General features: G+C 58.4%; 16 protein-coding genes and 2 riboswitches. Of the genes, 11 read left to right on the top strand and 5 right to left on the bottom strand.

The annotated features are described in order from the left end of the window. Positions 1-33: 33 nt before the first annotated feature. The 3 genes from motB to OS242_RS10015 all read right to left on the bottom strand — a co-directional run bounded on the left by motB (position 34) and on the right by OS242_RS10015 (position 3,048). Positions 34-810, bottom strand: coding sequence for a flagellar motor protein MotB (gene motB / locus OS242_RS10005; protein ID WP_267151544.1), 777 nt, complete (start codon positions 808-810; stop codon positions 34-36). Then, entirely contained in the window at positions 803-1,600 is a 798-nt protein-coding gene (motA, locus tag OS242_RS10010) for a flagellar motor stator protein MotA (RefSeq protein WP_267151545.1), read from the bottom strand. Before motA ends, motB begins: the two co-directional genes overlap by 8 nt. 158 nt (positions 1,601-1,758) lie before the next feature. After that, on the bottom strand, positions 1,759-3,048 hold the full coding sequence (locus OS242_RS10015) for an acetyl-CoA hydrolase/transferase family protein (RefSeq protein ID WP_267151546.1): 1,290 nt from the start codon (positions 3,046-3,048) through the stop codon (positions 1,759-1,761). Positions 3,049-3,242: 194 nt separating this feature from the next. Here OS242_RS10015 and OS242_RS10020 point away from each other — a divergent pair, with 194 nt between their 5' ends. The 4 genes from OS242_RS10020 to OS242_RS10035 all read left to right on the top strand — a co-directional run bounded on the left by OS242_RS10020 (position 3,243) and on the right by OS242_RS10035 (position 8,791). Continuing rightward, complete coding sequence (locus OS242_RS10020; RefSeq protein ID WP_267151547.1) at positions 3,243-5,630, top strand: M14 family zinc carboxypeptidase; 2,388 nt, start codon at positions 3,243-3,245, stop codon at positions 5,628-5,630. A 145-nt stretch (positions 5,631-5,775) separates the two neighbouring features. After that, positions 5,776-5,967, top strand: a riboswitch (Lysine riboswitch). A 120-nt stretch (positions 5,968-6,087) separates the two neighbouring features. Continuing rightward, on the top strand, positions 6,088-7,518 hold the full coding sequence (locus tag OS242_RS10025) for an amino acid permease (protein ID WP_267151548.1): 1,431 nt from the start codon (positions 6,088-6,090) through the stop codon (positions 7,516-7,518). 42 nt (positions 7,519-7,560) lie between these two features. Next, positions 7,561-8,235: a TetR/AcrR family transcriptional regulator gene (locus OS242_RS10030; protein ID WP_267151549.1), complete on the top strand. Its 675-nt coding sequence runs from the start codon at positions 7,561-7,563 to the stop codon at positions 8,233-8,235. 88 nt (positions 8,236-8,323) lie between these two features. Continuing rightward, the gene (locus tag OS242_RS10035) at positions 8,324-8,791 is read left to right on the top strand and encodes a hypothetical protein (protein ID WP_267151550.1); all 468 of its coding nucleotides are present in this window, start codon (positions 8,324-8,326) and stop codon (positions 8,789-8,791) included. Between the two features lie 47 nt (positions 8,792-8,838). Here the strand turns inward: OS242_RS10035 and OS242_RS10040 are convergent, their stop codons facing one another. Next, positions 8,839-9,927: an S-layer homology domain-containing protein gene (locus tag OS242_RS10040; protein WP_267151551.1), complete on the bottom strand. Its 1,089-nt coding sequence runs from the start codon at positions 9,925-9,927 to the stop codon at positions 8,839-8,841. Between the two features lie 192 nt (positions 9,928-10,119). Here OS242_RS10040 and OS242_RS10045 point away from each other — a divergent pair, with 192 nt between their 5' ends. After that, entirely contained in the window at positions 10,120-11,907 is a 1,788-nt protein-coding gene (locus OS242_RS10045; protein WP_267151552.1) for a M3 family oligoendopeptidase, read from the top strand. A 79-nt stretch (positions 11,908-11,986) separates the two neighbouring features. Further along, positions 11,987-12,709: a spore coat protein gene (locus tag OS242_RS10050; RefSeq protein ID WP_267151553.1), complete on the top strand. Its 723-nt coding sequence runs from the start codon at positions 11,987-11,989 to the stop codon at positions 12,707-12,709. A 49-nt stretch (positions 12,710-12,758) separates the two neighbouring features. Here the strand turns inward: OS242_RS10050 and metH are convergent, their stop codons facing one another. Then, positions 12,759-16,196, bottom strand: coding sequence for a methionine synthase (gene metH, locus OS242_RS10055; protein WP_267151554.1), 3,438 nt, complete (start codon positions 16,194-16,196; stop codon positions 12,759-12,761). A 98-nt stretch (positions 16,197-16,294) separates the two neighbouring features. Then, a riboswitch (SAM riboswitch) is annotated at positions 16,295-16,398 on the bottom strand. A gap of 124 nt (positions 16,399-16,522) precedes the next feature. Here metH and yunB point away from each other — a divergent pair. The 5 genes from yunB to ggt all read left to right on the top strand — a co-directional run bounded on the left by yunB (position 16,523) and on the right by ggt (position 20,974). After that, a complete protein-coding gene (yunB, locus tag OS242_RS10060; RefSeq protein WP_267151555.1) occupies positions 16,523-17,263 on the top strand; it encodes a sporulation protein YunB in 741 nt (246 codons plus the stop codon). Positions 17,264-17,326: 63 nt separating this feature from the next. Continuing rightward, positions 17,327-17,974 (top strand): HD domain-containing protein, encoded by a 648-nt coding sequence (locus OS242_RS10065; protein ID WP_267151556.1) that lies wholly within the window; start codon positions 17,327-17,329, stop codon positions 17,972-17,974. Positions 17,975-18,147: 173 nt separating this feature from the next. Continuing rightward, positions 18,148-18,381 carry a NifU family protein gene (locus OS242_RS10070; RefSeq protein WP_267151557.1) on the top strand — a complete coding sequence of 78 codons (234 nt, stop codon included), beginning with the start codon at positions 18,148-18,150 and terminating at the stop codon, positions 18,379-18,381. Positions 18,382-18,417: 36 nt separating this feature from the next. Next, positions 18,418-18,747 (top strand): thioredoxin, encoded by a 330-nt coding sequence (trxA, locus tag OS242_RS10075; protein WP_267151558.1) that lies wholly within the window; start codon positions 18,418-18,420, stop codon positions 18,745-18,747. Positions 18,748-18,856: 109 nt separating this feature from the next. Then, complete coding sequence (ggt, locus tag OS242_RS10080) at positions 18,857-20,974, top strand: gamma-glutamyltransferase (RefSeq protein ID WP_267151559.1); 2,118 nt, start codon at positions 18,857-18,859, stop codon at positions 20,972-20,974. Positions 20,975-21,044: the final 70 nt, after the last annotated feature.

Genomic DNA, 21,044 nt, shown 5'->3' on the forward strand with positions numbered 1-21,044 from the left:
CCGGAGTCTCCGGGTCGATGCGGGTGTTTTTTATCAGAACGTCTTTTTCTGAATAAAGACCTCGATGCGGCGGTTCTGGCCGCGATGCTCCACCGTGTCGTTCGGTGCGACCGGTTGGAACTCGCCATAGCCGGTGGCGCTGAAGTTGGCGGGGTTGAGATTGCCGTTTGACAGCAGGACGTGCAGGAAATTGACCGCACGCTCGGTGCTCAAGTCCCAGTTCGACGAGTACTGACCGGAAGAGATCGGCACGTTGTCGGTGTGACCGGAGACGATCACCTTGCGCGGATAGGCGCTGAGCAGGTGCGACATCGCCACGCCGAGATTGCGCGCTTCCGGGCGGATGTCGGCACTGCCCGATTGGAAGAAGGCGAGATCGCGGATGACGATCTTGAGCCCCTCGGGCAGCAGTTGGGTCTCGAATTGGTCTTCGAGTCCGTTTTGGAGGATGTACTGGTCCATGTTTTTCTTGAGTTTTTCCAGTTCTTCTTGTTCTTCCTGCTCTTGCTGGGCTTTTTCCTGCTGTTCCTTCGTCGGTTGCGGCGTGACAGTCTGAGACGGGTCGGACGGCGAGTTATCAGAGGAGCGCGGCACCGGAGTCGGCGTCGGGCTCGGCTGTTGCAACACGCCGGTGCCGCCGTTGAATGCGTTACTGAGCGACTGAGAGAGCATCTCAAATTTCTTGGCATCGACCGTCGAAGAGGCGAACAAAACGATGAACAAGGCGAGCAACAAGGTGAGCAGATCCGCATACGGGATCAGCCAGGTCTCGTCGATATGCTCCTCGTGATGATGGCGCTTCTTAGCCATTGTCGTTGTCCTCCGCCGCTTCTTCCGGCTTGAGGTTGCGCTGGTTCATCGGGAGGTAGACCAAAAGTTTCTCTTCGATCGCGTTCGGCAGGAAGCCGGCCTGGATGGAGAGGATGCCTTCCATCATGATGCGTTTGAGTTCGACTTCTTGCTGCGATTTGCGTTTGAGTTTGTTTGCAAAGGGGTGCCAGAGCACGTACCCGGAGAAGATACCGAACAGGGTCGCGATAAACGCGGCGGCGATGGAGTGGCCGAGCGCGTCGATGTCTTTCAAGTTGCCGAGCGCGGCGACCAGACCGATAACCGCACCGAGAACCCCGAGAGTCGGCGCATAGGTGCCGGCCTGCGAGAAGATCAACGCACCTGCGCGGTGACGATCTTCCATCGCGGCGATCTCTTCATCGAGGACTTGCTGCACGTAGGTGGCTTCCCCGCCGTCGACGATCATCTGCATGCCTTTTTTCAGGAACGGATCGTCGATCTCCACCACTTTTTCTTCCAAGGTGAGCAGGCCTTCACGACGGGCGGTCAACGCCCATTCGCTGAGTTGGCGGATCAGATCGCGCTTGTCGATCAGCTGCGTTTCCTTGAAGATGATCTTGAACAAGGCCGGGAGTTTTTTCAGCTCATCCATGGGGAAGGCGATGAAGATGGCAGCGGCCGTGCCGGCAAAGATGATCATCAGAGCTGCCGGGTTGAACAGCGCGACCAAGCTTGCGCCTTTCAAGACCATGCCAACGCCTACAGCCACGAGGCCAAGGACGATACCAATCACACTGGATTTTTCCATCATTCTACCTCCATAAAAGAACAGTCCCTTACGTATATCTATGTGTTTCGACATACCCTGACAAGTTCCCTGTTGATCAGACATGAAAAATATTTGGAATTCAAAAAAAAAAAACCGTGGGCCTTTTGGCTCACGGTCTTTTCATTTTTTTTGCCTTATTAGATGAAGTAACCCATTTTTTTCGCCGCAAATTCCAGTTCGTCGCGGAAGGCGGGATGGGCGATCCCGATCAAAGCGCGGGTGCGTTCGCGGATCGGTTTGCCTTTCAATTGGGCGACGCCCCACTCGGTGACGATCATGTCGACGTCGTTTTTCGAGGTGGTGACGGCGGCGCCTGCGGGCAAGGTGGGGACGATCTTGGAGACGGTGCCTTGCTTGGCAGTGGAGTGCAGGCAGATGATGCCGCGCCCTTCCTTGGCCATCCGCACCCCTTTGGCAAAGTCGGACTGACCGCCGCTCGACGAGTAGTAGCGGCCACCCACCGTCTCGGAATTGCATTGGCCGAGGAAATCGACTTCGACGGTGGCGTTGATCGAGACGATCTGGTCGATGGCGGCGATGTTGCGCACGTCGTTTGTTTGGTCGACGGGGAGCATGAGCAAGTTTTTGTTTTCATGCATGAAGTCGTATAAGCGGCGGCTGCCGAGGGCAAAGGTGGTGGTCATCTGGCCCGGGTAGAGGTGCGCCGGCTTGTTCTGGTTGGTGATCACGCCTGCTTCGAACAGGTCGACCACTTTATCGGGCAGCATCTCGGTGTAGACGCCGAGATTTTTGTGCTGGCCCAGAAAATCCATCACGGCGTTGGGGATCGCTCCAAAGCCGATCTGCAGCGTGTCGCCGTCGCGGATGATGTCGGCGATGAAGCGGCCGATCTTGATGTCGTTCTCGGTGATCATCGGGTCTCCCAGTTCCGGGAGCGGGACGTTGTTTTCGATGAGGGCGTCGACCTGCGAGATATGGATGCGGTGCTGACCGAACGTGCGCGGCATCTGTTCGTTCACTTCAAGCAGCACGCGTTTGGCCGACGGGACCAGCCCGGCGGTGTAGTCGCAGTTGGTGCCGAGCGAGAAGTAGCCCTCATCGTCCATCGGCGACACGGTGGCCATGATCACGCGGTTGTTTGTAAACTCGGTCAACAAGCGGGGCAGGTCTGAAAAATGGTTGGGCAACAGGTCCAGCAGGCCGGCGTGAAAGCCGGGCCGATCTCCTGCGCCGAGGAACAACGAGACCAAGCGCAGCCGCTCCGGCGGCACTTCGATGGCCGGACGCAGGGACAGCATCTGGAACAGGCGGTTGCCGCGCAGCCCGTCATGTCCCGGCAGCGCGTCGATCAGCGCCGGGGGCTCGCCTGCAGACAGGGGCACGATGATGTCATCGCCCGGCTCGATCAGGCGAACGGCGGCGTCTGCTGCAGTGAGTTTCTCTCTGTATAAGCTCTGGTGATTCATGGAATCTCTCCTCTCTCCAACAGACACTTTACCCGTAGGATGCCCTCGTGTACAGGTGAGTACTATTTTGTGAAATACTTTCATTATAATGTCTTGTCCGTCAATTTAATCTGTGATATAGTACATATCGTTGCATAAAAATACACTCCGACGAAAAAAAATGTGTTTGATATAAGAGGGGGAACTGAGAAGATATGAAAAAACAAGTGATTTCCGGTCTGCTCAGCTTGAGCTTGATGGCGGGCCTGCCGTACGCCGTATTGGCAGAGGCGCCTTCGGGTCAAGCGTGGACGAATGTCAATGCCTACGAAACGAACGAGTCGAACGGCTCTCTTTTTAATACGGAGAACTATGATTTTGTGCGATATTCGCAATTTATGAATGAACTGCAAGCGATTGTCAAACAGAGCAACCGCGTGAAGGTGGAAGTGACGGGGCAGTCGGCGGCCGGTCGCGACCTGTATACGGTCACGATATCCAATCCGTCTGACGGCGGCAAGTTTGGCTACTACCAAGGCCTGCGCAAACAAATGTTCAAATCTTCGGAGAAAGCGGAAGATTTTATCGCCAAGCATCCCGATTTTAAAGTGCCGGTGCTGGTCAACGCTTCGATTCACGGCACGGAGTTTGTCGGGTCGGACGCGGCGTTGAAGTTGATCAAGCGATTTGCGTTGGACAATGATGAACAGACGCAGACCATTTTGGACAACACGATCTTGATCTTCAACCTTGCCAATCCGGACGGGCGCGTCAACGCGACTCGCTTCAACTCTTCCGGCATCGACCTGAACCGCGATTTTATCACGCAGTCGCAGCCGGAGACCCGGCAGACGGTCGGGCTGATCACCGAATGGAACCCGATGGTGATGCTCGATCTGCACGGCTATGTGAAGAACTATGCGGGTCCGGGGCGTCCGGGCCTGATCGAGCCGTGCACGCCGCCGCACAACCCGAACTACGAGTACGACCTGTTCAGCAAATGGATGACGGCGCAGGCGGAGGCGATGGAAGGCGAGATCGTGTCGCAACAGGCGCAGTACAAAGGCCCGTGGTATGAAAACATGACCGGCACCTACATCCCGCAGCGCGATGACTCGGCGGGCTGGGACGACTATCCGCCGATCTTTACGCCGATGTACGCGATGTACCACGGCACGTACGGGTACACGCTGGAAGCGCCGACCAACGATTGGGACGGTGTGCAGTGGCACTATGACGCGACGATGGGCGCGCTGAAGCATACGGCGGAGAACAAGGCGGAGATGATCAAAGATCAGATCGAGATGTTCCGTCGGGGCATTCAGTTTGACCACCCGTACCATGAGGACGGACATTTCCCGACTTCGTACATTCTGCCGGTCGATGGCGAGGACCCGACGGTGACCGAAAAGGCGGTCGCTCATCTGCTGACCAACGACATCGCGGTGGAACAAGCGCAAAAGGCGTTCACCGTCGACGGTACGACCTACCCGGCCGGCACGTACGTGGTGCCGATGGATCAGGCAAAAGCGGGCCTTGCCAACACGCTGCTGTGGGAAGGCGAGGACATTTCAAACGACACGCCGGCGATGTACGACATCTCCTCGTGGAGCCTGCCGCAACTGTGGGGCTTTGCGGCGGTGGCGACGCAGAGCGATGTGACCGTGCAGACGCAAAAGGTCAACGCGGTCGCGAGCACGGGGGAACTGATCGGCAAAGGGCCGTACAAGATCCCGAACTCCTCCGTGAAAGCGGTGCGTCTCGCCAACGACCTGCTGGCAAAAGGGGTGGAAGTCAAGCGCGACGCTGCGGGCGATTTTTATGTAGCGGCGCAGTCGGGGCACACGCTCAAAGAGCTGGTGAAAGCGTCCGGTCTCTCGCTGCAGACGACCGCCGTTCCGTCCGATGCGACGGCGATGACCAAGCAGAAAGTCGCGATCCTCAAGGACGGCGGCTACAACAAAGGGCAGGCGCACGCGGGCACGCATCTGGCGTTGAAGCGTCTCGGATTTGATGTGACGGAAGTGACGCCGGTGCAGGTGGCGACGAACGGTCTGCAGGGCTACGATGCGTTCCTCTACAACGGTTCGGAGCGTCTGATCGCGTGGACGAACAGCGCGGCGAACCAAGAGTTCGGGCTGCAGTCGCAGGCGCAGTTTGACTCGTTCAAGGCGAATGTGACCGACTTTGTCAACGAGGGCGGCCACTATGTAGCGATCGGCACCGGCTCGGCGACGGCTGCCAAGCAACTCGGGCTGACCGACATCACCGTCAACGCGGGCAGCTCCAACTCGAACGGCATCGTCTCGGTGAACTACAGCGCGTCGCCGCTGACGCTCGGGTACAAGTCGACCGACATCGGCTTTGTCTACCGTCCGGCATGGTTTACCAACACGGCGGGCACCGACGTGGTCGCGACCTATGCGAACACCCCGGACTTCTTCCTCTCCGGCCACTGGCGCAACAATACCGCTGCGGCCGGGAAGGCGGTGATCGTGCAGGAGCAGGACCAAAACGTCACGCTGATCGGCCTCGAAGCCGGTTTCCGCGATCACACCGAGTATCTGTATCGTCTGCTGTCGAACGCGGTGTACGCAAAGTAATTTTTTAGATGGAAGGAAAAGAGTCGGGCGTCTGCCTGACTCTTTTTTTGTCTGGATTTACCATTGACGTGTTTGCGAATCGGTTTGTATACTGTAACACGTTGTACTAATTTAATAGACTAAAGCAATACCCTCATCGACAAAATGGTGAGGTAGAGGTTGCGGTTGCTCAAGAGTAGCTTGCGGGAGGTGCGCAGACACCGTGGATCGCGAGGGAAAGGGGGCACCGCCGAAGTTTGTGCACAGCTGACGGGTGCGCAGGCTGGGTCCGTTTCCGAACAGGGGCGGAACTGTCACGGACGAGGTGCCGACTCGTGCGTGTTGAGCTATCTTTCAACGAAGGCTAAGGTGCGGGGTGTTCAGAATGACTACAAACACCGCGAGGATACTCCGGTGTTTTTCTATTTTCTGGGCCCTCTCCTTCCTTTGGATGGAACTAAGGAGGAAGACACACATCATGTCAAACAACAAGTTAGGTTTATGGGTCTTGACGGCGCTTGTCGTCGGGAATATGGTGGGCTCCGGGATCTTTATGCTCCCGCGCTCGCTGGCGGAGGTCGCATCCCCGTCGGGCGTGCTGCTGGCGTGGCTGCTCACCGGCGCCGGTGTTTTGATGACGGCGCTCGTCTTTGGCAATCTGGCAATGCGCAAGCCGGAGTTGAACGGCGGTCCGCAGATGTACGCGATGGCGTTGTTTAAAAAAGGCTCCGGCGCGTCCACTCTGTCCGGCTATTTGGTCGCCTGGGGCTATTGGGTGGCAAACTTCGCAGGAAACGTGGCGATCATCACGACGTTTGCTTCGTACCTCTCCACCTTCCTGCCGATCCTGAGCAGCGAAGCGGTCTGGTTTACCGCTTTCGGCACCGACCTGCGCGTCGGCAACGTGCTGACGTTCCTCACCTGCTCCGTGCTGCTGTGGGGCATGCACACGCTGGTCCTGCGCGGCATGGAAGGCGCGGGCAAAGTAAACTTTGTGGCGACGACCGCGAAAGTGCTCGGCTTTGCGTTGTTTATCATCGCGGCTCTGTTCGCTTTCCAGTCGTCGAATCTGCTGCCGATGGATGCGCCGCGATTTGATGAAGCGGGCGCGAGCGTGCCGCTGCTCGGCCAGATCAACGCGGCGGCTGTGGCGACGCTGTGGGCGTTTGTCGGCGTCGAGTCGGCGATCGTCTTCTCGAACCGCGCACGCAAACAATCGGACGTAAAAAAGGCGACGATCATCGGTCTGTCGATCGCGCTGGTCATTTACATGGGCATCACCGTGCTCGTCATGGGCACTCTGACCCAAGATCAACTGATCGCGTCGGAAAAGCCGCTCGTCGATGCGCTGTCTGTCGTGGTCGGGTCGTCCGGCTCCTACCTGATGGCCGGCCTTGGTCTGATCTCGCTGCTCGGGACGACGGTCGGCTGGATCATGCTGGCCTCGGAAGTGCCGTACCAAGCAGCCAAGCAAGGCATCTTCCTCCCGGTCTTCAAAAAAGAGAACAAAAAAGGCGCGCCGGTCGTGGCTCTGTGGCTGTCCAACCTCGGCTCGCAATTGTTTATCTTCTCGACGATCTCCAACTCGGTGTCGAAGGCGTTTGACTTTGTCATCTTCGTCGCGACGCTTGCGTATCTGGTTCCTTATATCATCGCGTCGATCTATCAGCTCAAATTGGTCGTCTCCGGCGAGACCTACCTCGCAGGCGAACAAGGTCGCAGCCGCATCACCGACGGCATCGTGGCGGCCTTAGCGGCGATCTACTCGCTGTGGGTCATCAAAGCGGGCACGGCCGATCTCAAGACGTTCTCGCTGGGCGTGGGACTGCTGGTCGTCGGCATCGTGTTCTACCCGTGGGTGTTGCGCGGTCGCCGCTTGCAGAACGGGACAAGATCAGCTAGACTGTAAGGTGAGTAACCACTCAGACCGAGCGGGTTGGGAGTGAACCGGATGGCGGAACAGGAAGAGAAAAAAGATCTGTTGCCCGATCTCGAACTCGATCTGGGCGAAGAGAAGATCTTGACGGAAAAACATCTGAAGATCCTCGAAGCGGCGGTGCGCGTGTTTTCGGAAAAGGGATTCAGCGCGTCCCGCACGAGTGAAGTCGCTAAAGAAGCGGGCGTTTCGGAAGGCACGATCTTCAATTATTTTAAAACGAAAAAAGATCTGCTGCGCGGCCTGCTCGTGCCGCTGACCGCACGGGTGTTGCGCCCGTTCGTGCTGGCTGGCATCGAGAAGGTGTTGAATGGCAGCAAGGACCGGGAACTGGCCGATGTGCTGCGGGACCTGATGGTGGATCGGTCGCGACTGATCCGCAACAACCTGCCGCTGGTCAAGACGATGGCGGTCGAGGCGGCCTACCACCCGGAACTGCTCGAACCGATCAAACAAGTGCTCCCCAAAGTCGTCGAGCTCGCCACCGCCTTTGTGCGGGAAGAGCAACAGCGCGGCAACTTCCGAGAGGACATCGACCCGACCCGGGCGATGCGCGTGTTCATGAGCATGGTGTTCGGCTACGTCCTGATGAGCGAAACGCTCGGGGATGTGTTCTCCTTTGAGGAAGAAGAGAAGGAGATCGACCTGATCTTGGATCTTTATTTGAATGGCGTGCAAGTGAAGAAGTAGCAGAACAAAAAGGGAAGGCCTCCTGTCGAAGTGATGGACAGGAGGCTTTTTATATATTACTTTTTATGCAATGAGAGGTGGTGTTTCTTTGAAACGAGGCCTTGCTCGGTTGGCGGGACTTTTATTTGTATGCTTCCTTTCCGGGTGTTCGGTGGGAGAAGAGAGGGAGAAAGAACAGGCGGAGCAGACAGCGATCGATTTTTCAAGGAAAGTACTGACCATGAAAGATCGCGAGACGGATACCGATATCGGAGGGATGGAACATGCGACTCCAGAGGTGCAAGAGATCTTAAAAGAGCGGTTTGGAAACCTTGATCGTCTGCGTGAGTCGGTGAAGGGAGGACAACGTCTGCCCGAGGTCACCGATGTAAAGATCTTTGAAACCCAACAGGTACGAGACAATGAGTCAGGCTATCTGGTGAATGTTCAAATCGAATATAACCCCGTGCGGGAAGTCTATGTGTCTCGTCTTGGGTTGAAAGTGATAAAAGTGCAGGATGTTTGGTTGATCGATGATATTCGCTTTGGTGAGTTTATGAAAGTCACGCAGAAGTAGAAGAGAGCCTCTGGTCAAAATGATTTGACCGGAGGCTTTTCTCTACATCACGCCGCTTCAGGTGGGTGTGCCGAATACATTTTCCAGGAGCCGTCGGGCATTTTTTTGAGGTAGACGAGGCCGCTGGAGTCGTCGGGGGAGACCTCCGGTGCTGCGCCGGGGACGGTGAAGAGGAGGTCGAAGCGGCCGCCGGTCAGTTCGACGGTGGCATAGCGATTGGATTTTTGCAGGACGCGGGCGGACGGGGTCTCAGTGCGGCGGATCTCCATCGTCAGGCCGGCCGGGGCTTCCGGGTCGGTGAGCAGAGATTGCAACGTGGAGAATGCATAGCGCATCATCGCATGCTGCGCGCCGGTGGAGTAGCGGGAGTTGATCGCTTCAAGCTCCGCGAAGTTGCGGGCGTTGAAGGCGGTCTGCCGTTCGCGCAGGTCGGCGAGGACGACGGCGTTGAGCCGGTCGTCGGTCGGCAACGCGCTTGATTCGAGATGCAAGGCGCGGGAGAGCACGGTGACCGCCTCGGCGCGGGTGGCGATGTCGGCGGGGAAGTATTTGCCGTCTCCTTTGCCGTTGACGATCTTGACGGCGGTCGCCCGGTTGATCGCGTCGGCCGCCCAGTAGGCGGGGACGTCGAGGAAGGGCGGCGCGGTCACCGGCTGCCACGAGATGTTGTGTTCAAACGCCCGCACGATCAAGGCGGCCATCTCGTCGCGGCGGATCTGTTTGGTCGGCAGGAACTGGTTGTATTCGTAGCCGTTGACGATGCCAAGCGACGACGCGATCCGGATCGGCTCGCTGAACCAGGTGCCGCTCGGAACGTCGGTAAACGTTTTCGCTGGTGCGTTGCTGGTTAGACCGGTGGCCCGCACGAGCAGGGTGACGAACTCGGCGCGGGTGATCGAGGCGTTCGGACGCACCTCCACCACACCGGGAGCGACACCGGTCGGGTAGCCTTTTACGATGTCGGCGTGGATGGCGTCGTTCAGGGTATCGGCTGCCCAGTGGCTGTCGAGATCGGTCGGAGCGTACTGCCGCAAAGCAGCGATCTCATCTGCCGACTGTGCCACGGCAGGCATCGGAAACAGCGCGGTGCAGAACAGGAGGAACGAGAGGGCACATGCAGGGAAGCGACGAATCACGAAAGCAACGACCTCCTTTTTGACACACGGGTCTTTTCCGTAGCATGGGTCGGAGCGGGGGCGTCTATGAATGGCATGATTTACGCAGGGGCATTTTTTTAATAGACCGATTGGTCTGTTTTACCGTGGATTGTGGTATGATCATAGGAGAAGTCTTACATATTTTTGGTATCTGAAACGGAGGGTTTGTCCGTGCAAACGTTAGATCAAAACTGGGACCTCGACGTCCTGTTCCCGGGCGGCAGCGAGTCGCCGCAGTTTACCGCGCATCTGGAAGAGTTGCAAGAGATGATCCACGCTCTGCAAGCCGGTGTCGCCGCTCTCGAGCAGCAAAAGCCGGATCAAGAAACGTGGGTGGGGTTGTTCACCCGCGCCCAAGACACGCAGCGTCTGATCAAACAGGCGATGGCGTTCTGCTCCTGCCTGATGGCGCAAAACGTCAAAGATGGGAAAGCGAAGATCCACCACGGTCGCGTGCAAAGCTTGTACGCTGCCTATCAGTCGGCGATGACGCAACTGGATAAGCACACCCTCGCCGCGAGCGATGTGGAGTGGGCGGCTGTTGTCGCCGACGAGCGTCTGGCAGCGGTCGCGTTCCCGATCACGGAGCGTCGACTGATCGCGAGCCAAAAGCTCCCGACCGAGCAGGAAGCTTTGATCGGCGATCTGTCGGTCGACGGCTACCATGCGTGGCAGTCGCTGTACAACACGGTGATCGGCTCGATCTCCGTACCGTTTGAGAAAGACGGGCAGCCGGTCAAACTGTCGGTGGGTCAACTGCAAAACATGTACTCGCACCCGGACCGCGACGTGCGCGTGAAAGCATTTGCCGCGTGGGAAGAGGCGTTTGCTGAAAAATCGGATTTGATCTCCACGGCGTTGAACCACCTCGCCGGATTCCGCGTGCAGGTCTACAAGCATCGCGGCTGGGAGTCGGTGCTGAAGGAGCCGCTTGACATCAACCGCATGTCGCAGGCGACGCTCGACGCGATGTGGGACACGGTCGAACGCAACAAAGACGTCCTCGTCCAGTACCTGAACCGCAAGGCCAAGCTGCTCGGCGTGGAGAAGCTGTCCTATTTTGACCAATACGCGCCGGTGGGCGAAGCGAACTCCAAGCTGAGCTATGACCAAGGGGCGGCCTTTATCCTCGAACACTTTGAAAAGTTCTCGCCGGACATGGCGGCGTTTGCCAAGCGCGCGTTTGACGAGCGTTGGATCGAGGCGGAAGATCGCCCCGGCAAGCGTCCGGGCGGATTCTGCACGTCGTTCCCGCAACAGGGGCAGTCGCGCATTTTCATGACCTACGACGGTTCGATGTCCAACGTGGCGACCCTCGCGCACGAACTGGGTCACGCGTACCACAACGAAGTAATGAAAGACCTGCCGCCGATGCTCCAGTCCTATGCGATGAACGTGGCGGAGACGGCGTCGACGTTTGCGGAGTTGATCGTGTCTGATGCGGCGTTGAAACAGGCGCAGTCGGATGACGAGCGGATCGCGATGTTGGAAGACAAACTGCAGCGCTGCGTGGCGTTCTTCTTGGACATCCATGCCCGTTTCCAGTTTGAAAACAATTTCTATGCGGAGCGCAAAAACGGCCTCGTCAGCGTTGACCGCCTCAACGAGCTGATGGTGGAAGCGCAGCAAAAGTCGTACAAAGGTGCGCTCGATCTCTACCATCCGCACTTCTGGGCGTCGAAACTGCATTTCTACTCGACGGGCGTGCCGTTCTACAACTTCCCGTATACTTTCGGCTTCCTGTTCTCCACCGGGGTCTACGCCCGTGCGCTGGCAGAAGGCCCGGAGTTCTCCAAAAAGTATGTGGCGCTGCTCCGCGACACCGGCTCGATGACCGTCGAAGATCTCGCGCAAAAGCACCTCGGCGTCGATCTGACGCAGCCGGAATTCTGGCAGAGCGCGGTCGACATCGCGCTTGGTGATGTAGAGGAGTTCCTGCGTCTGACGGAAGGGAAGTAACACGCATAAATTGCGTTCCCGTACTGCATTCTAAAAGCGTCATGAAGAAACCCGATTGAATGCCAAGGGAGGAACGATCATGAACCGCTACCAGAATCAGTATGGGACGCAACAAAACCAATTTGCCAATCAAAATCAATATGGCAATCAAAATCAGTACGGCGGCACTCAAACGCAAACTCAAAACCGTTATCAAACACCATACCGCACCCAAAACACGATGCAAGGGCAAAACATGGGGATGCAAAATGACAACGGCAGCGGGCTGCGTTTCGGTGCGCATGAGTTTTTGGAGACGCAAGAGGCACTGCGCACGAAAGCGGCGCATATCGAACTGTACGGCGTGATGATCTCGCAGGCGCAAGATCCGCATCTGCGCGACATCCTGACCAACCAGCAACGCCGCATGGTGCAAGGGTACAACCAAGGTCTGGCTCTGCTGATGAACCACGGCATGCAGACGAATCTGCCGCACACGCCGCAGATGAACGTCTATGAGCGCACGCAGATCGGCTTGAACCACCCGCAATCTCCGGCTCCGAACCCGGGCACGACGACGCTGTCCGACCGCACGATCGCACAGGTGGCTCTCGATCTGCACAAAGCGGGCGCGCGCACGGCGATGACCTGGGCGCTGGAGTGCGTGCAACCGCAGATCCGTCAGTACCACGCGACCGGTGCGAACACTTGCCAAGAGATGGCGTATGAGTGCTGGCAATTCCTCAACTACAACGGCTACTACCAAGTGCCGCAACTGGCCGACCACACGATGCGCACGATCATCGAGTCGTACAGCTACTAATAAAAAAAGCCCCTGCCGCGTCGAATGCGGCAGGGGCTTTTTGCATGGGCTACGCGTTGAAATAACGCGCTTGCGGATGGGCGAACACCATCGCCGAGACGCTGGCTTCCGGCTCCATCATGAAGCCGTCGGTGAGCTCCACCCCGATGTCTTGCGGGCTGAGCAGGCGGAACAACTGCGACTGATCTTCGAGGTTCGGGCAGGCCGGGTAGCCGAAGGAGACGCGGATGCCTTGGTAGCGGGCACCAAATCGCTCGTTCATCGTCAGTTCGGCCGGGTCCGGGAAGCCCCACGCGTCGCGCATGATGTGATGGACGCGCTCGGCGAACGCTTCGGCGAGCTCCAGTGCCAATGCTTGCAGGACGTGTGAGCGCAGATATTGACCTTCGTCTTTCCAGCGGTTGGCAAGGGCGGAGATGCCCGCCCCTGCCGTGACGGTCAGGAAGCCGACATAGTCCATCTCGCCGCTCTCCACCGGCTTGAGGAAGTCGCTCAGGCACAGGTACGGTTCTTCCTGCTGGCGAGGGAAATCGAACGTCTCCAGCACGCGGGAGTGATCCTGCGGGTCGTAGATCACGACGCGGTTGCCGCTGGACTGTGCAGGGAACCAGCGATAGAGGCCCTGCGGTTTGATCGTGCCTTGCGTCTTGGCTTCGTCGAGCAGTTGGTTGACGACGCCGAGCAGTTCGTTCGCTTTTTCATCGCCTTCTTTGAGCAGGGCTTCGACGTTGCCTTTCAGTCCGAGGTGCTTGCCGAGCAGCATCCGCAGGTTGAGGTACGGCTGCAGATGCCCGACCGGGTAGTCGCGCAGGACGTGACGCTCCAGATCCGGCGGGAGCAACACGTCTGCCGAGTCGATGATCGGCGAGCGGTCCGGCACCGGCGCTTTGGCGGCCGCCGCCTGTGCGAGGCCGCTGTCGGCGCTGATGAGCGCGTCCAGATGAGCCTGCTGCTCCAAGAGCAGACGTTCACGCTCTTCCGGGTGGCCGATGCGGTTGGCGATGTCGAGACCGTCCATCGCGTCTTTGGCGTAGAGCACGAGGCCGCTGTACTCCGGCGCGATGCGGTTGGAGGTGAATTTGCGGGTCAGAGCCGCGCCGCCGACGAGGATCGGGACGTCGATCCCGGCCGCTTTCAAGTCTTGGGCGGTGATCACCATCTGCTGCGCCGATTTGACGAGCAGACCGGACAGGCCGATCGCGTCCGGCTTTTCCGCACGGACGGCGGCGATCAGTTGCTCCGGCGCGACTTTGATGCCGAGGTTAACGATCTGGTAGCCGTTGTTGCCGAGGATGATCTCGACGAGGTTTTTGCCGATGTCATGGACATCGCCTTTGACGGTGGCGAGCAGGATCTTGCCTTTGAGGCTCGCATCCGATTTTTCCATGAATTGTTCCAGATGGGCGACGGACGCCTTCATGACCTCGGCCGACTGCAACACTTCGGCGACGATCAGTTCGTTGGCGTTGAAGAGGCGACCGACCTCTTCCATGCCGCGCATGAGCGGGCCGTTGATCACTTCGAGCGGGGTGTAGGTCTTCAGGGCTTCGTTCAGATCCGGGATCAGCCCTTCTTTGGTGCCTTCGACGACGTAGCCGGCCAGCCGCTCTTCGAGGGTCAGGGTGGAGACGTCGACTTTTTGGGTGACTTTTTTCTCGCGGTAGAAGGCGGTGAACGTCGCCAGCGTCTCGTCGTTGGTGTTGAAGAGCAGGTCTTCCGCCAGACGGCGTTCTTCCTCCGGGATCGAAGCGTAGCGCTCCAGTTTCTCCGAGTTGACGATGGCGTAGTCGAGGCCCGCCTTGGTGCAGTGGTAGAGGAAGACGGCGTTGAGCACTTCGCGGCCCGCTCCCGGCAGACCGAACGAGATGTTCGAGACGCCGAGGATCATCTGGACCTCCGGCAGCGCTTCTTTGATCAAGCGGATGCCTTCGACCGTCTCCCGTGCGGAGCCGATGTATTGCTCGTCGCCGGTGCCGACCGGGAAGACGAGCGGGTCGAAGATCAGGTCGCGCGGGTCGATGCCGTGCTCGCCGACGAGGATCTCGTAGGAGCGTTTTGCCACTTCCAGTTTGCGTTCGCGGGTGACGGCCATGCCTTGTTCGTCGATGGTGCCGACGACGACAGCCGCGCCGTATTTTTTGATGATCGGCGCGACGGAGACCAGTTTCTCCACGCCGTCTTCGAGGTTGGTGGAGTTGAGGATCGCTTTGCCTTGCGAATAGCGGAGGGCAAATTCGAACACGTCTTTGTTGGTCGAGTCGATCATCAGCGGCACTTTGACTTTTTTGGTGACGAACTCGAGGAATTGTTTCATGTCGGCGATCTCGTCGCGGTCCGGGTCGGCGAGGCAGATGTCGATGACGTGCGCGCCTTTTTTGACTTGGGCACGGGCGATCTCGGACGCTTCCTCGTATTTGCCTTCGACGATCAGGGTGCGGAACTTTTTCGAGCCGAGGACGTTGGTGCGCTCACCGACGATCAGCGGACGGTTGTCCGGCTCGACAAACACGGTCTCGATGCCGGACACGGCCGGAAGATGCGGCGTCGCCGGGGGACGCGGGGTGAAGTCTTTCAACGCTTCATGGATGGCGCGGATATGATCCGGCGTGGTGCCGCAACAGCCGCCCGCGATGTTTAACCAGCCCTTTTCGGCAAAACCGGCCAGTTTCTTGGCCAGGCCGGCCGGCGTCTCGTGGTAGTGGCCGTCCTCGTCGGGGAGCCCTGCGTTCGGGTAGCAGGAGACGGAGCAGCCGGCGAGATCGGACAGGGTGCGCAGGTGGTCGCGCATGAACTCCGGGCCGGTCGCGCAGTTCAGGCCGATGGAGACCGGCTTGAGATGTTCCAGCGAGACGTAAAACGATTCGATGTTCTGTCCGGCCAGCGTGGTGCCCATCGGCTCGATGGTGCCGGAGATCATCACCGGCACTTCGACGCCGAGTTCGGCAAACGCTTTTTTTACGCCGATCGACGCGGCTTTGACGTTGAGCGTGTCTTGGATCGTTTCCAAGAGCAGCACGTCGACGCCGCCGATCAAGAGGGCGCGGACTTGGCCGTAGTAGGACTCGACGAGACTTTCAAAGGTGACGCCGCCGGTGACGGACAGCGTTTTGGTGGTCGGGCCGATACTCCCTGCGACAAAGCGCGGCCATTCCGGCGTGGAATAGCGGACGGCCGCTTCTTTGGCAATTTTCGAAGCGGCGACATTGATCTCTTCGACGAGATGTTCGAGGCCGTACTCGGCGAGGACGATGTCTGTCGCGCCGAACGTGTTGGTCTCGATGATGTCGGCGCCTGCCGCCAGATAGGTCTCGTGGATATTGAGGATCACATCGGGGCGGGTGAGCACGAGGTTTTCATTGCAGCCGTCCAGATCTTCACCGCCAAAGTCTGCGGCGGTCAGATGTGCCTGCTGAAGCATCGTGCCCATCGCGCCGTCCAAGATGAGAATTTTCTTTCGCAATTGGTCGTGGAAAAGTGTTGAACCCATGGTCGCACAGCCTCCTCCGGAGATATAAAAAGCCCTCTTTCCTTGGCAAACAAGAAAGAGGGCTGTACGTGACATACGGATGTATGGTGCGGGAGCCGCTCTTATCTGCCAAAGCATCGGAAACGCTTTGCTGGAATTAGCACCTGATCAATCGGTTGCCGAGGTTTCGTAGGGCCAGTCCCTCCACCTCTCTGGATAAGAGTGAAACGTATTGAATTGGCTTACTTGGTAATCGTAACACCTTACGAATACTCTGTCAACGAGCCTTCTACGCCTGTACCCCCGCCACATATAGTGTGATGTAGGGAAGGAGGGGGCTGCCTGTGATGAGGAAGCGAATGCGCGTGGGACGCCGCAAAGTGAACTGGCGGTTTGTGCTCTTTGCGCTGCTCGTCCTGTTGCTGTTCTCGACGATCCAGACGGTGAATTATCTGGAGGACAATCTGCGTCCGGCCTTCATCAAAGTCGCGGAGTTGTATTCCAAAGAAGTGGCATCGGAAGCGATCAACGATTCGATTGCCAAACGGATCACGCAGGAGACGAATTATGAGAAGTTGATCAATCTCAAGGAAAATTCGTCCGGAAAAGTGACGGCCGGTTTTTTCAATCTCCAAGAGGCGTCGCGCATTCAATACGCGGTGACGCAGGATATTCAGGACGTGCTCCACGGTCTGCAGGAAAAGGAGATCCATCTGCCGGCCGGGATGGCGGCCGACTCGACGATCCTCTCCTCCATCGGTCCGGCGATCCCGATCAAGATCCGACCGGGCGGCCATGTGCGTTCGGAAGTCGGTTGGGAGACGCACGAGAAAGGGGTCAACCAGACGGTGCATATCCTCTATCTGGAGATCGATGTGCATACGACGGTCGTCGTGCCGTTCACGACCCAGCCCTCCGAACTGAAGACGAAAGTGCCGATCGCCTACCTCGTGATGATGGGCGACGTGCCGCAAGTGGTGCTCAACTCGCAAGGCCAGCAGACGATCAAAGGCACTGGTGGCACGACCGACCTCCTGCCGCCTTTGCAACTGCCCGACCTGAACCCGGCAGAGGGAGATGCAAAGTGAGGCTTCTTTCTCTAAAATAGAGAAGAAGCATTCGAAGGCATCGGATCAGGACGGAGGACCGAGATGGACAAAGAGAGCATTTTGGCGCAGGCGACAGCGTTTGCCCGCGACGTTTTGGAGCAGGACAGCAGCGGTCACGACTGGTGGCACATCCATCGCGTGACGCAGTTGGCGCGCACCATCGCGCACGAGGAGGGGGCAGACCCGTTCGTCTGTGAACTGGCGGCGCTGCTGCACGACATCGCCGATGAAAAGCTCAATGAGAGCGAAGCGGCCGGGCTGGAAAAAGTGCGGGCGTGGCTTAGGGAGCACGAGGTGGAGACGGACGAGTCGGCACATGTGATGGAGATCATCTCGACGATGTCGTTCAAAGGCGGCAACGGGGCGGGCATGCGCACGCTGGAAGGCCGCGTGGTGCAGGACGCCGACCGGCTGGACGCGATCGGCGCGGTCGGCATCGCCCGCTGTTTTGCGTACTCCGGCTGGAAGGGGCAACTGATCCACGACCCGGAGCAAAAGCCGCGTGAGGAGATGACGGCACAGGAGTATCGGCACGGCAAGAGCACGGCGGTCAACCATTTCTATGAAAAGCTGCTGTTGCTGAAAGACCGCATGAACACGGAGTTTGCCAAGAAGTTGGCAGCGGAGCGGCATCGGGTGATGGAGGAGTTTCTCTCGCGTTTGCACGGCGAGTGGGATGGGAAGATGTAACGAACCTCACAGACTGGTTTCAGACGTTTTTCTATACTGAAGCAAAAGATACCCATCGTCACGGCAGAATGATCATGATTCATTCCGCTTATACTAGTGACGTATGACTAGGCTTTTGCTAGTTCTTTCTACTACTTGACATCAAACCGCATCAGAATGGAGGCATACACAACATGGAAGATCTTCGCGCACGCGTACAGGAAGCTCTTGACAAAGTTCGCCCGGGTCTGCAATCGGACGGCGGCGACGCTGAACTCGTCGATGTAGACGCCGAAACCGGCATCGCATCGATCCGCATGACCGGCGCTTGCGGCGGTTGCCCGATGAGCACGATGACCCTGAAAATGGGCATCGAGCGCACGATCCGCGCAGCAGTACCGGAAATCAAAGAAGTCGTCGCAGTTTAATTCTGTTACGATCTGATCACAGGAGGGTACTTTCTCATGGCACACGAATCCATCGTTACCGTTACCGACGCTAACTTCCAAGACACGATCTCGACCAGCGACAAGCCGGTCCTCGTGGACTTCTGGGCAGCTTGGTGCGGCCCGTGCAAAATGCTCGCTCCGGTTCTCGACGATGTCGCAGCTGAAACGTCCGAAAAGCTGACGATCGGCAAGCTCAACGTCGACGAAAACCCGGCGACCTCGCAAAAATACGGCGTCATGTCCATCCCGACCCTGCTCGTCTTCAAAAACGGCGAAGTCGTGAAGACCCTTGTCGGCTACATGTCCAAAAAAGACATGCTCGACAAACTGGCTGACGTTCTGTAATTTAGGATGAAGAGAAAGACCTGCGTGAAATGCGCAGGTCTTTTTTTGTTTGTCTCGTAATTTTATAAACAGTGGTGAATTTGTTAGAAAAGAGTCGAGGAGGGTTCGAATGACAAGAAGAGGGAATGTGTGGACGGCAAGCGCGTTGGCTGTGACGTTGGTGGTGGCCCCGGCAACGGCATGGGCTGCAGAGACAGGGCTGCCGGGCGTTCCGACCGGGCAACCGGCAGCGACGCAAGGGCTCGTCTCGGCGTCGCACCCGTTGGCAGCGGAAGCGGGACGACAGATCCTTTCGCAGGGCGGCAATGCGGTAGATGCGGCCGCTGCGGTGCAGATGGCGTTGAACGTGGTCGAGCCGATGATGTCGGGGATCGGCGGCGGCGGATTTCTGATGATTTATTTGAAAGAGCAGAACAAGGTCGCGATCCTCGACTCCCGCGAGACGGCACCGGGAAAATCGACGCCGCAGTTGTTCCTTGGCCGTGACGGCAAGCCGATCCCGTTTGCAGAACGTCACACCAACGGCAATGCGGTCGGGGTGCCCGGCACGCTGCTCGGCGTGGAGACAGCGTTGGCGAAGTACGGCACGATGAATCTGAGCCTGGTCACACAACCGGCGATCCGCTATGCCGACGAGGGTGTGCCGGTGAATTGGGCGACGGCGAAGTATATCGCCGACAACGCAGCCAAATTGCAAAAATGGGGCACGGCGGGTGCGGTCTTTGTCCCGAACGGTCAACCGCTGAAAGAGGGCGAGACGCTGAAACAGCCGGAGTTGGCGAACACGTTGAAACGGGTCGCGGAGCAAGGCTCGGACGTGCTGTATGAAGGTGAGCTCGGCGACGCTATCGTGGCGGAGGTGCAGCGGACGGGCGGGATGATGACCAAGGACGATCTGCTACGTTATCAGGTGAAAGAGCGGGAGGCGGTACGGGGCACGTATCGAGGCTATGAGGTGGTCTCGATGTCACCGCCGAGCTCCGGCGGGCTGACGGTGTTGGAGATCCTCAAATTGATGGAAGGCTACAACCTGCCGAAGATGGGGAACAACTCGACCGACTACCTGCACCGGCTGATCGAGGCGATGCATCTGAGCTACGCCGACCGGGCGGCCTATTTGGCCGACGAGGACTTCCGGGCCGTGCCGCGCAAGGGGTTGCTCGACGACCGCTACATCGCGCAACGCCGGGAGGGGATCAACCCCAACTACGCAAACGCGGCGGTGAAGCCGGGTGATCCGTGGAAGTACGAGGAGCGGAAGCAGCCGTTGGCCGCTGTGCCGCAGACGGAAAATCCGACCGGGCAGACGACCCATTTTTCCGTGGTGGACAAAGCGGGCAATCTGGTGGCGTACACGACGACGATCGAGCAGGTCTTTGGTTCGGGGATCATGGTGCCGGGCTATGGGGTGATGCTGAACAACGAGATGACCGACTTTGACGCGGTGCCGGGCGGGGTCAATCAAGTGGAACCGTACAAGCGCCCGCTGTCCAGCATGTCGCCGACGCTGGTGCTGCAGGACGGCAAGCCGTTCATGGCGCTCGGCTCGCCGGGGGGACCGACGATCATCGCGTCCGTGGCGCAGACGCTGATGAACGTGATCGACTTCCGGATGCCGATCCAAGAGGCGATCCTCGCGCCGGGGATCTATTCCAGTGCGTACCCGACGGTGCGCTGGGAGCCAGGGTTGACGCAGGATGCGAGGTTGGAGTTGACGTCGAAAGGGCACTCCTTCGAGGAGCAGGCGGCGTACATCGGTAACGTGCAGGGCGTGATCTTCGACTACACGACCGGCAAGATGTACGGCGGTGCGGACAACACCCGTCAAGGTGCGGTGCTCGGCGTCGACGGCGGTGTCAACTGGACCGCGCCGCAAGCACCGGTGATTGCGACGCCGACGGTGCAGTTGCCTTTTAAAGTGAAGCGCAACGGTGCGTCGTTGCCTTATTCACTGGGACAACTGATGCTGCAGGACGGCACGTCCTATGTGGAGGCAGAGAAACTGCTGCTCGGTCTCGGGGCGAAAGGGCAAAACTTCAGCAAACACTTTGTCCATTTCGGAGGCACCACGCAGTATCTGCCGGTGCGCAAAGTGGCCGAGTCGCTGGGCTATCTCGTCGAATGGGACGCGAAGACCGCGACCGTCCTGCTGACGAAGGAGCACCCGACCGCCATCGGGGGTGCGGGGAAGTGGTACAGCGAGGATGAGTTTAAGATTACGAAGTGATTTTGATGGAAGCGATAGGGAGGACCCCTTGTAAGCCTGTAGATTCAGGGTTGCAAGGGGTTCTTAATTT

The organism is Tumebacillus lacus (assembly GCF_026410385.1).
In the GTDB taxonomy this organism is placed as follows: Bacteria; Bacillota; Bacilli; order Tumebacillales; family Tumebacillaceae; genus Tumebacillus; species Tumebacillus lacus.

Excerpts from the sequence above, each read along its gene's own strand:
- OS242_RS10015 (WP_267151546.1), bottom strand. The coding sequence starts at position 3,048 with ATGAATCACCAGAGCTTATACAGAGAGAAACTCACTGCAGCAGACGCC.
- OS242_RS10025 (WP_267151548.1), top strand. The coding sequence starts at position 6,088 with ATGTCAAACAACAAGTTAGGTTTATGGGTCTTGACGGCGCTTGTCGTC.
- OS242_RS10065 (WP_267151556.1), top strand. The coding sequence starts at position 17,327 with ATGGACAAAGAGAGCATTTTGGCGCAGGCGACAGCGTTTGCCCGCGAC.
- OS242_RS10050 (WP_267151553.1), top strand. The coding sequence starts at position 11,987 with ATGAACCGCTACCAGAATCAGTATGGGACGCAACAAAACCAATTTGCC.
- metH (WP_267151554.1), bottom strand. The coding sequence starts at position 16,196 with ATGGGTTCAACACTTTTCCACGACCAATTGCGAAAGAAAATTCTCATC.
- ggt (WP_267151559.1), top strand. The coding sequence starts at position 18,857 with ATGACAAGAAGAGGGAATGTGTGGACGGCAAGCGCGTTGGCTGTGACG.
- motA (WP_267151545.1), bottom strand. The coding sequence starts at position 1,600 with ATGGAAAAATCCAGTGTGATTGGTATCGTCCTTGGCCTCGTGGCTGTA.
- motB (WP_267151544.1), bottom strand. The coding sequence starts at position 810 with ATGGCTAAGAAGCGCCATCATCACGAGGAGCATATCGACGAGACCTGG.
- OS242_RS10030 (WP_267151549.1), top strand. The coding sequence starts at position 7,561 with ATGGCGGAACAGGAAGAGAAAAAAGATCTGTTGCCCGATCTCGAACTC.
- trxA (WP_267151558.1), top strand. The coding sequence starts at position 18,418 with ATGGCACACGAATCCATCGTTACCGTTACCGACGCTAACTTCCAAGAC.
- OS242_RS10070 (WP_267151557.1), top strand. The coding sequence starts at position 18,148 with ATGGAAGATCTTCGCGCACGCGTACAGGAAGCTCTTGACAAAGTTCGC.
- yunB (WP_267151555.1), top strand. The coding sequence starts at position 16,523 with ATGAGGAAGCGAATGCGCGTGGGACGCCGCAAAGTGAACTGGCGGTTT.
- OS242_RS10020 (WP_267151547.1), top strand. The coding sequence starts at position 3,243 with ATGAAAAAACAAGTGATTTCCGGTCTGCTCAGCTTGAGCTTGATGGCG.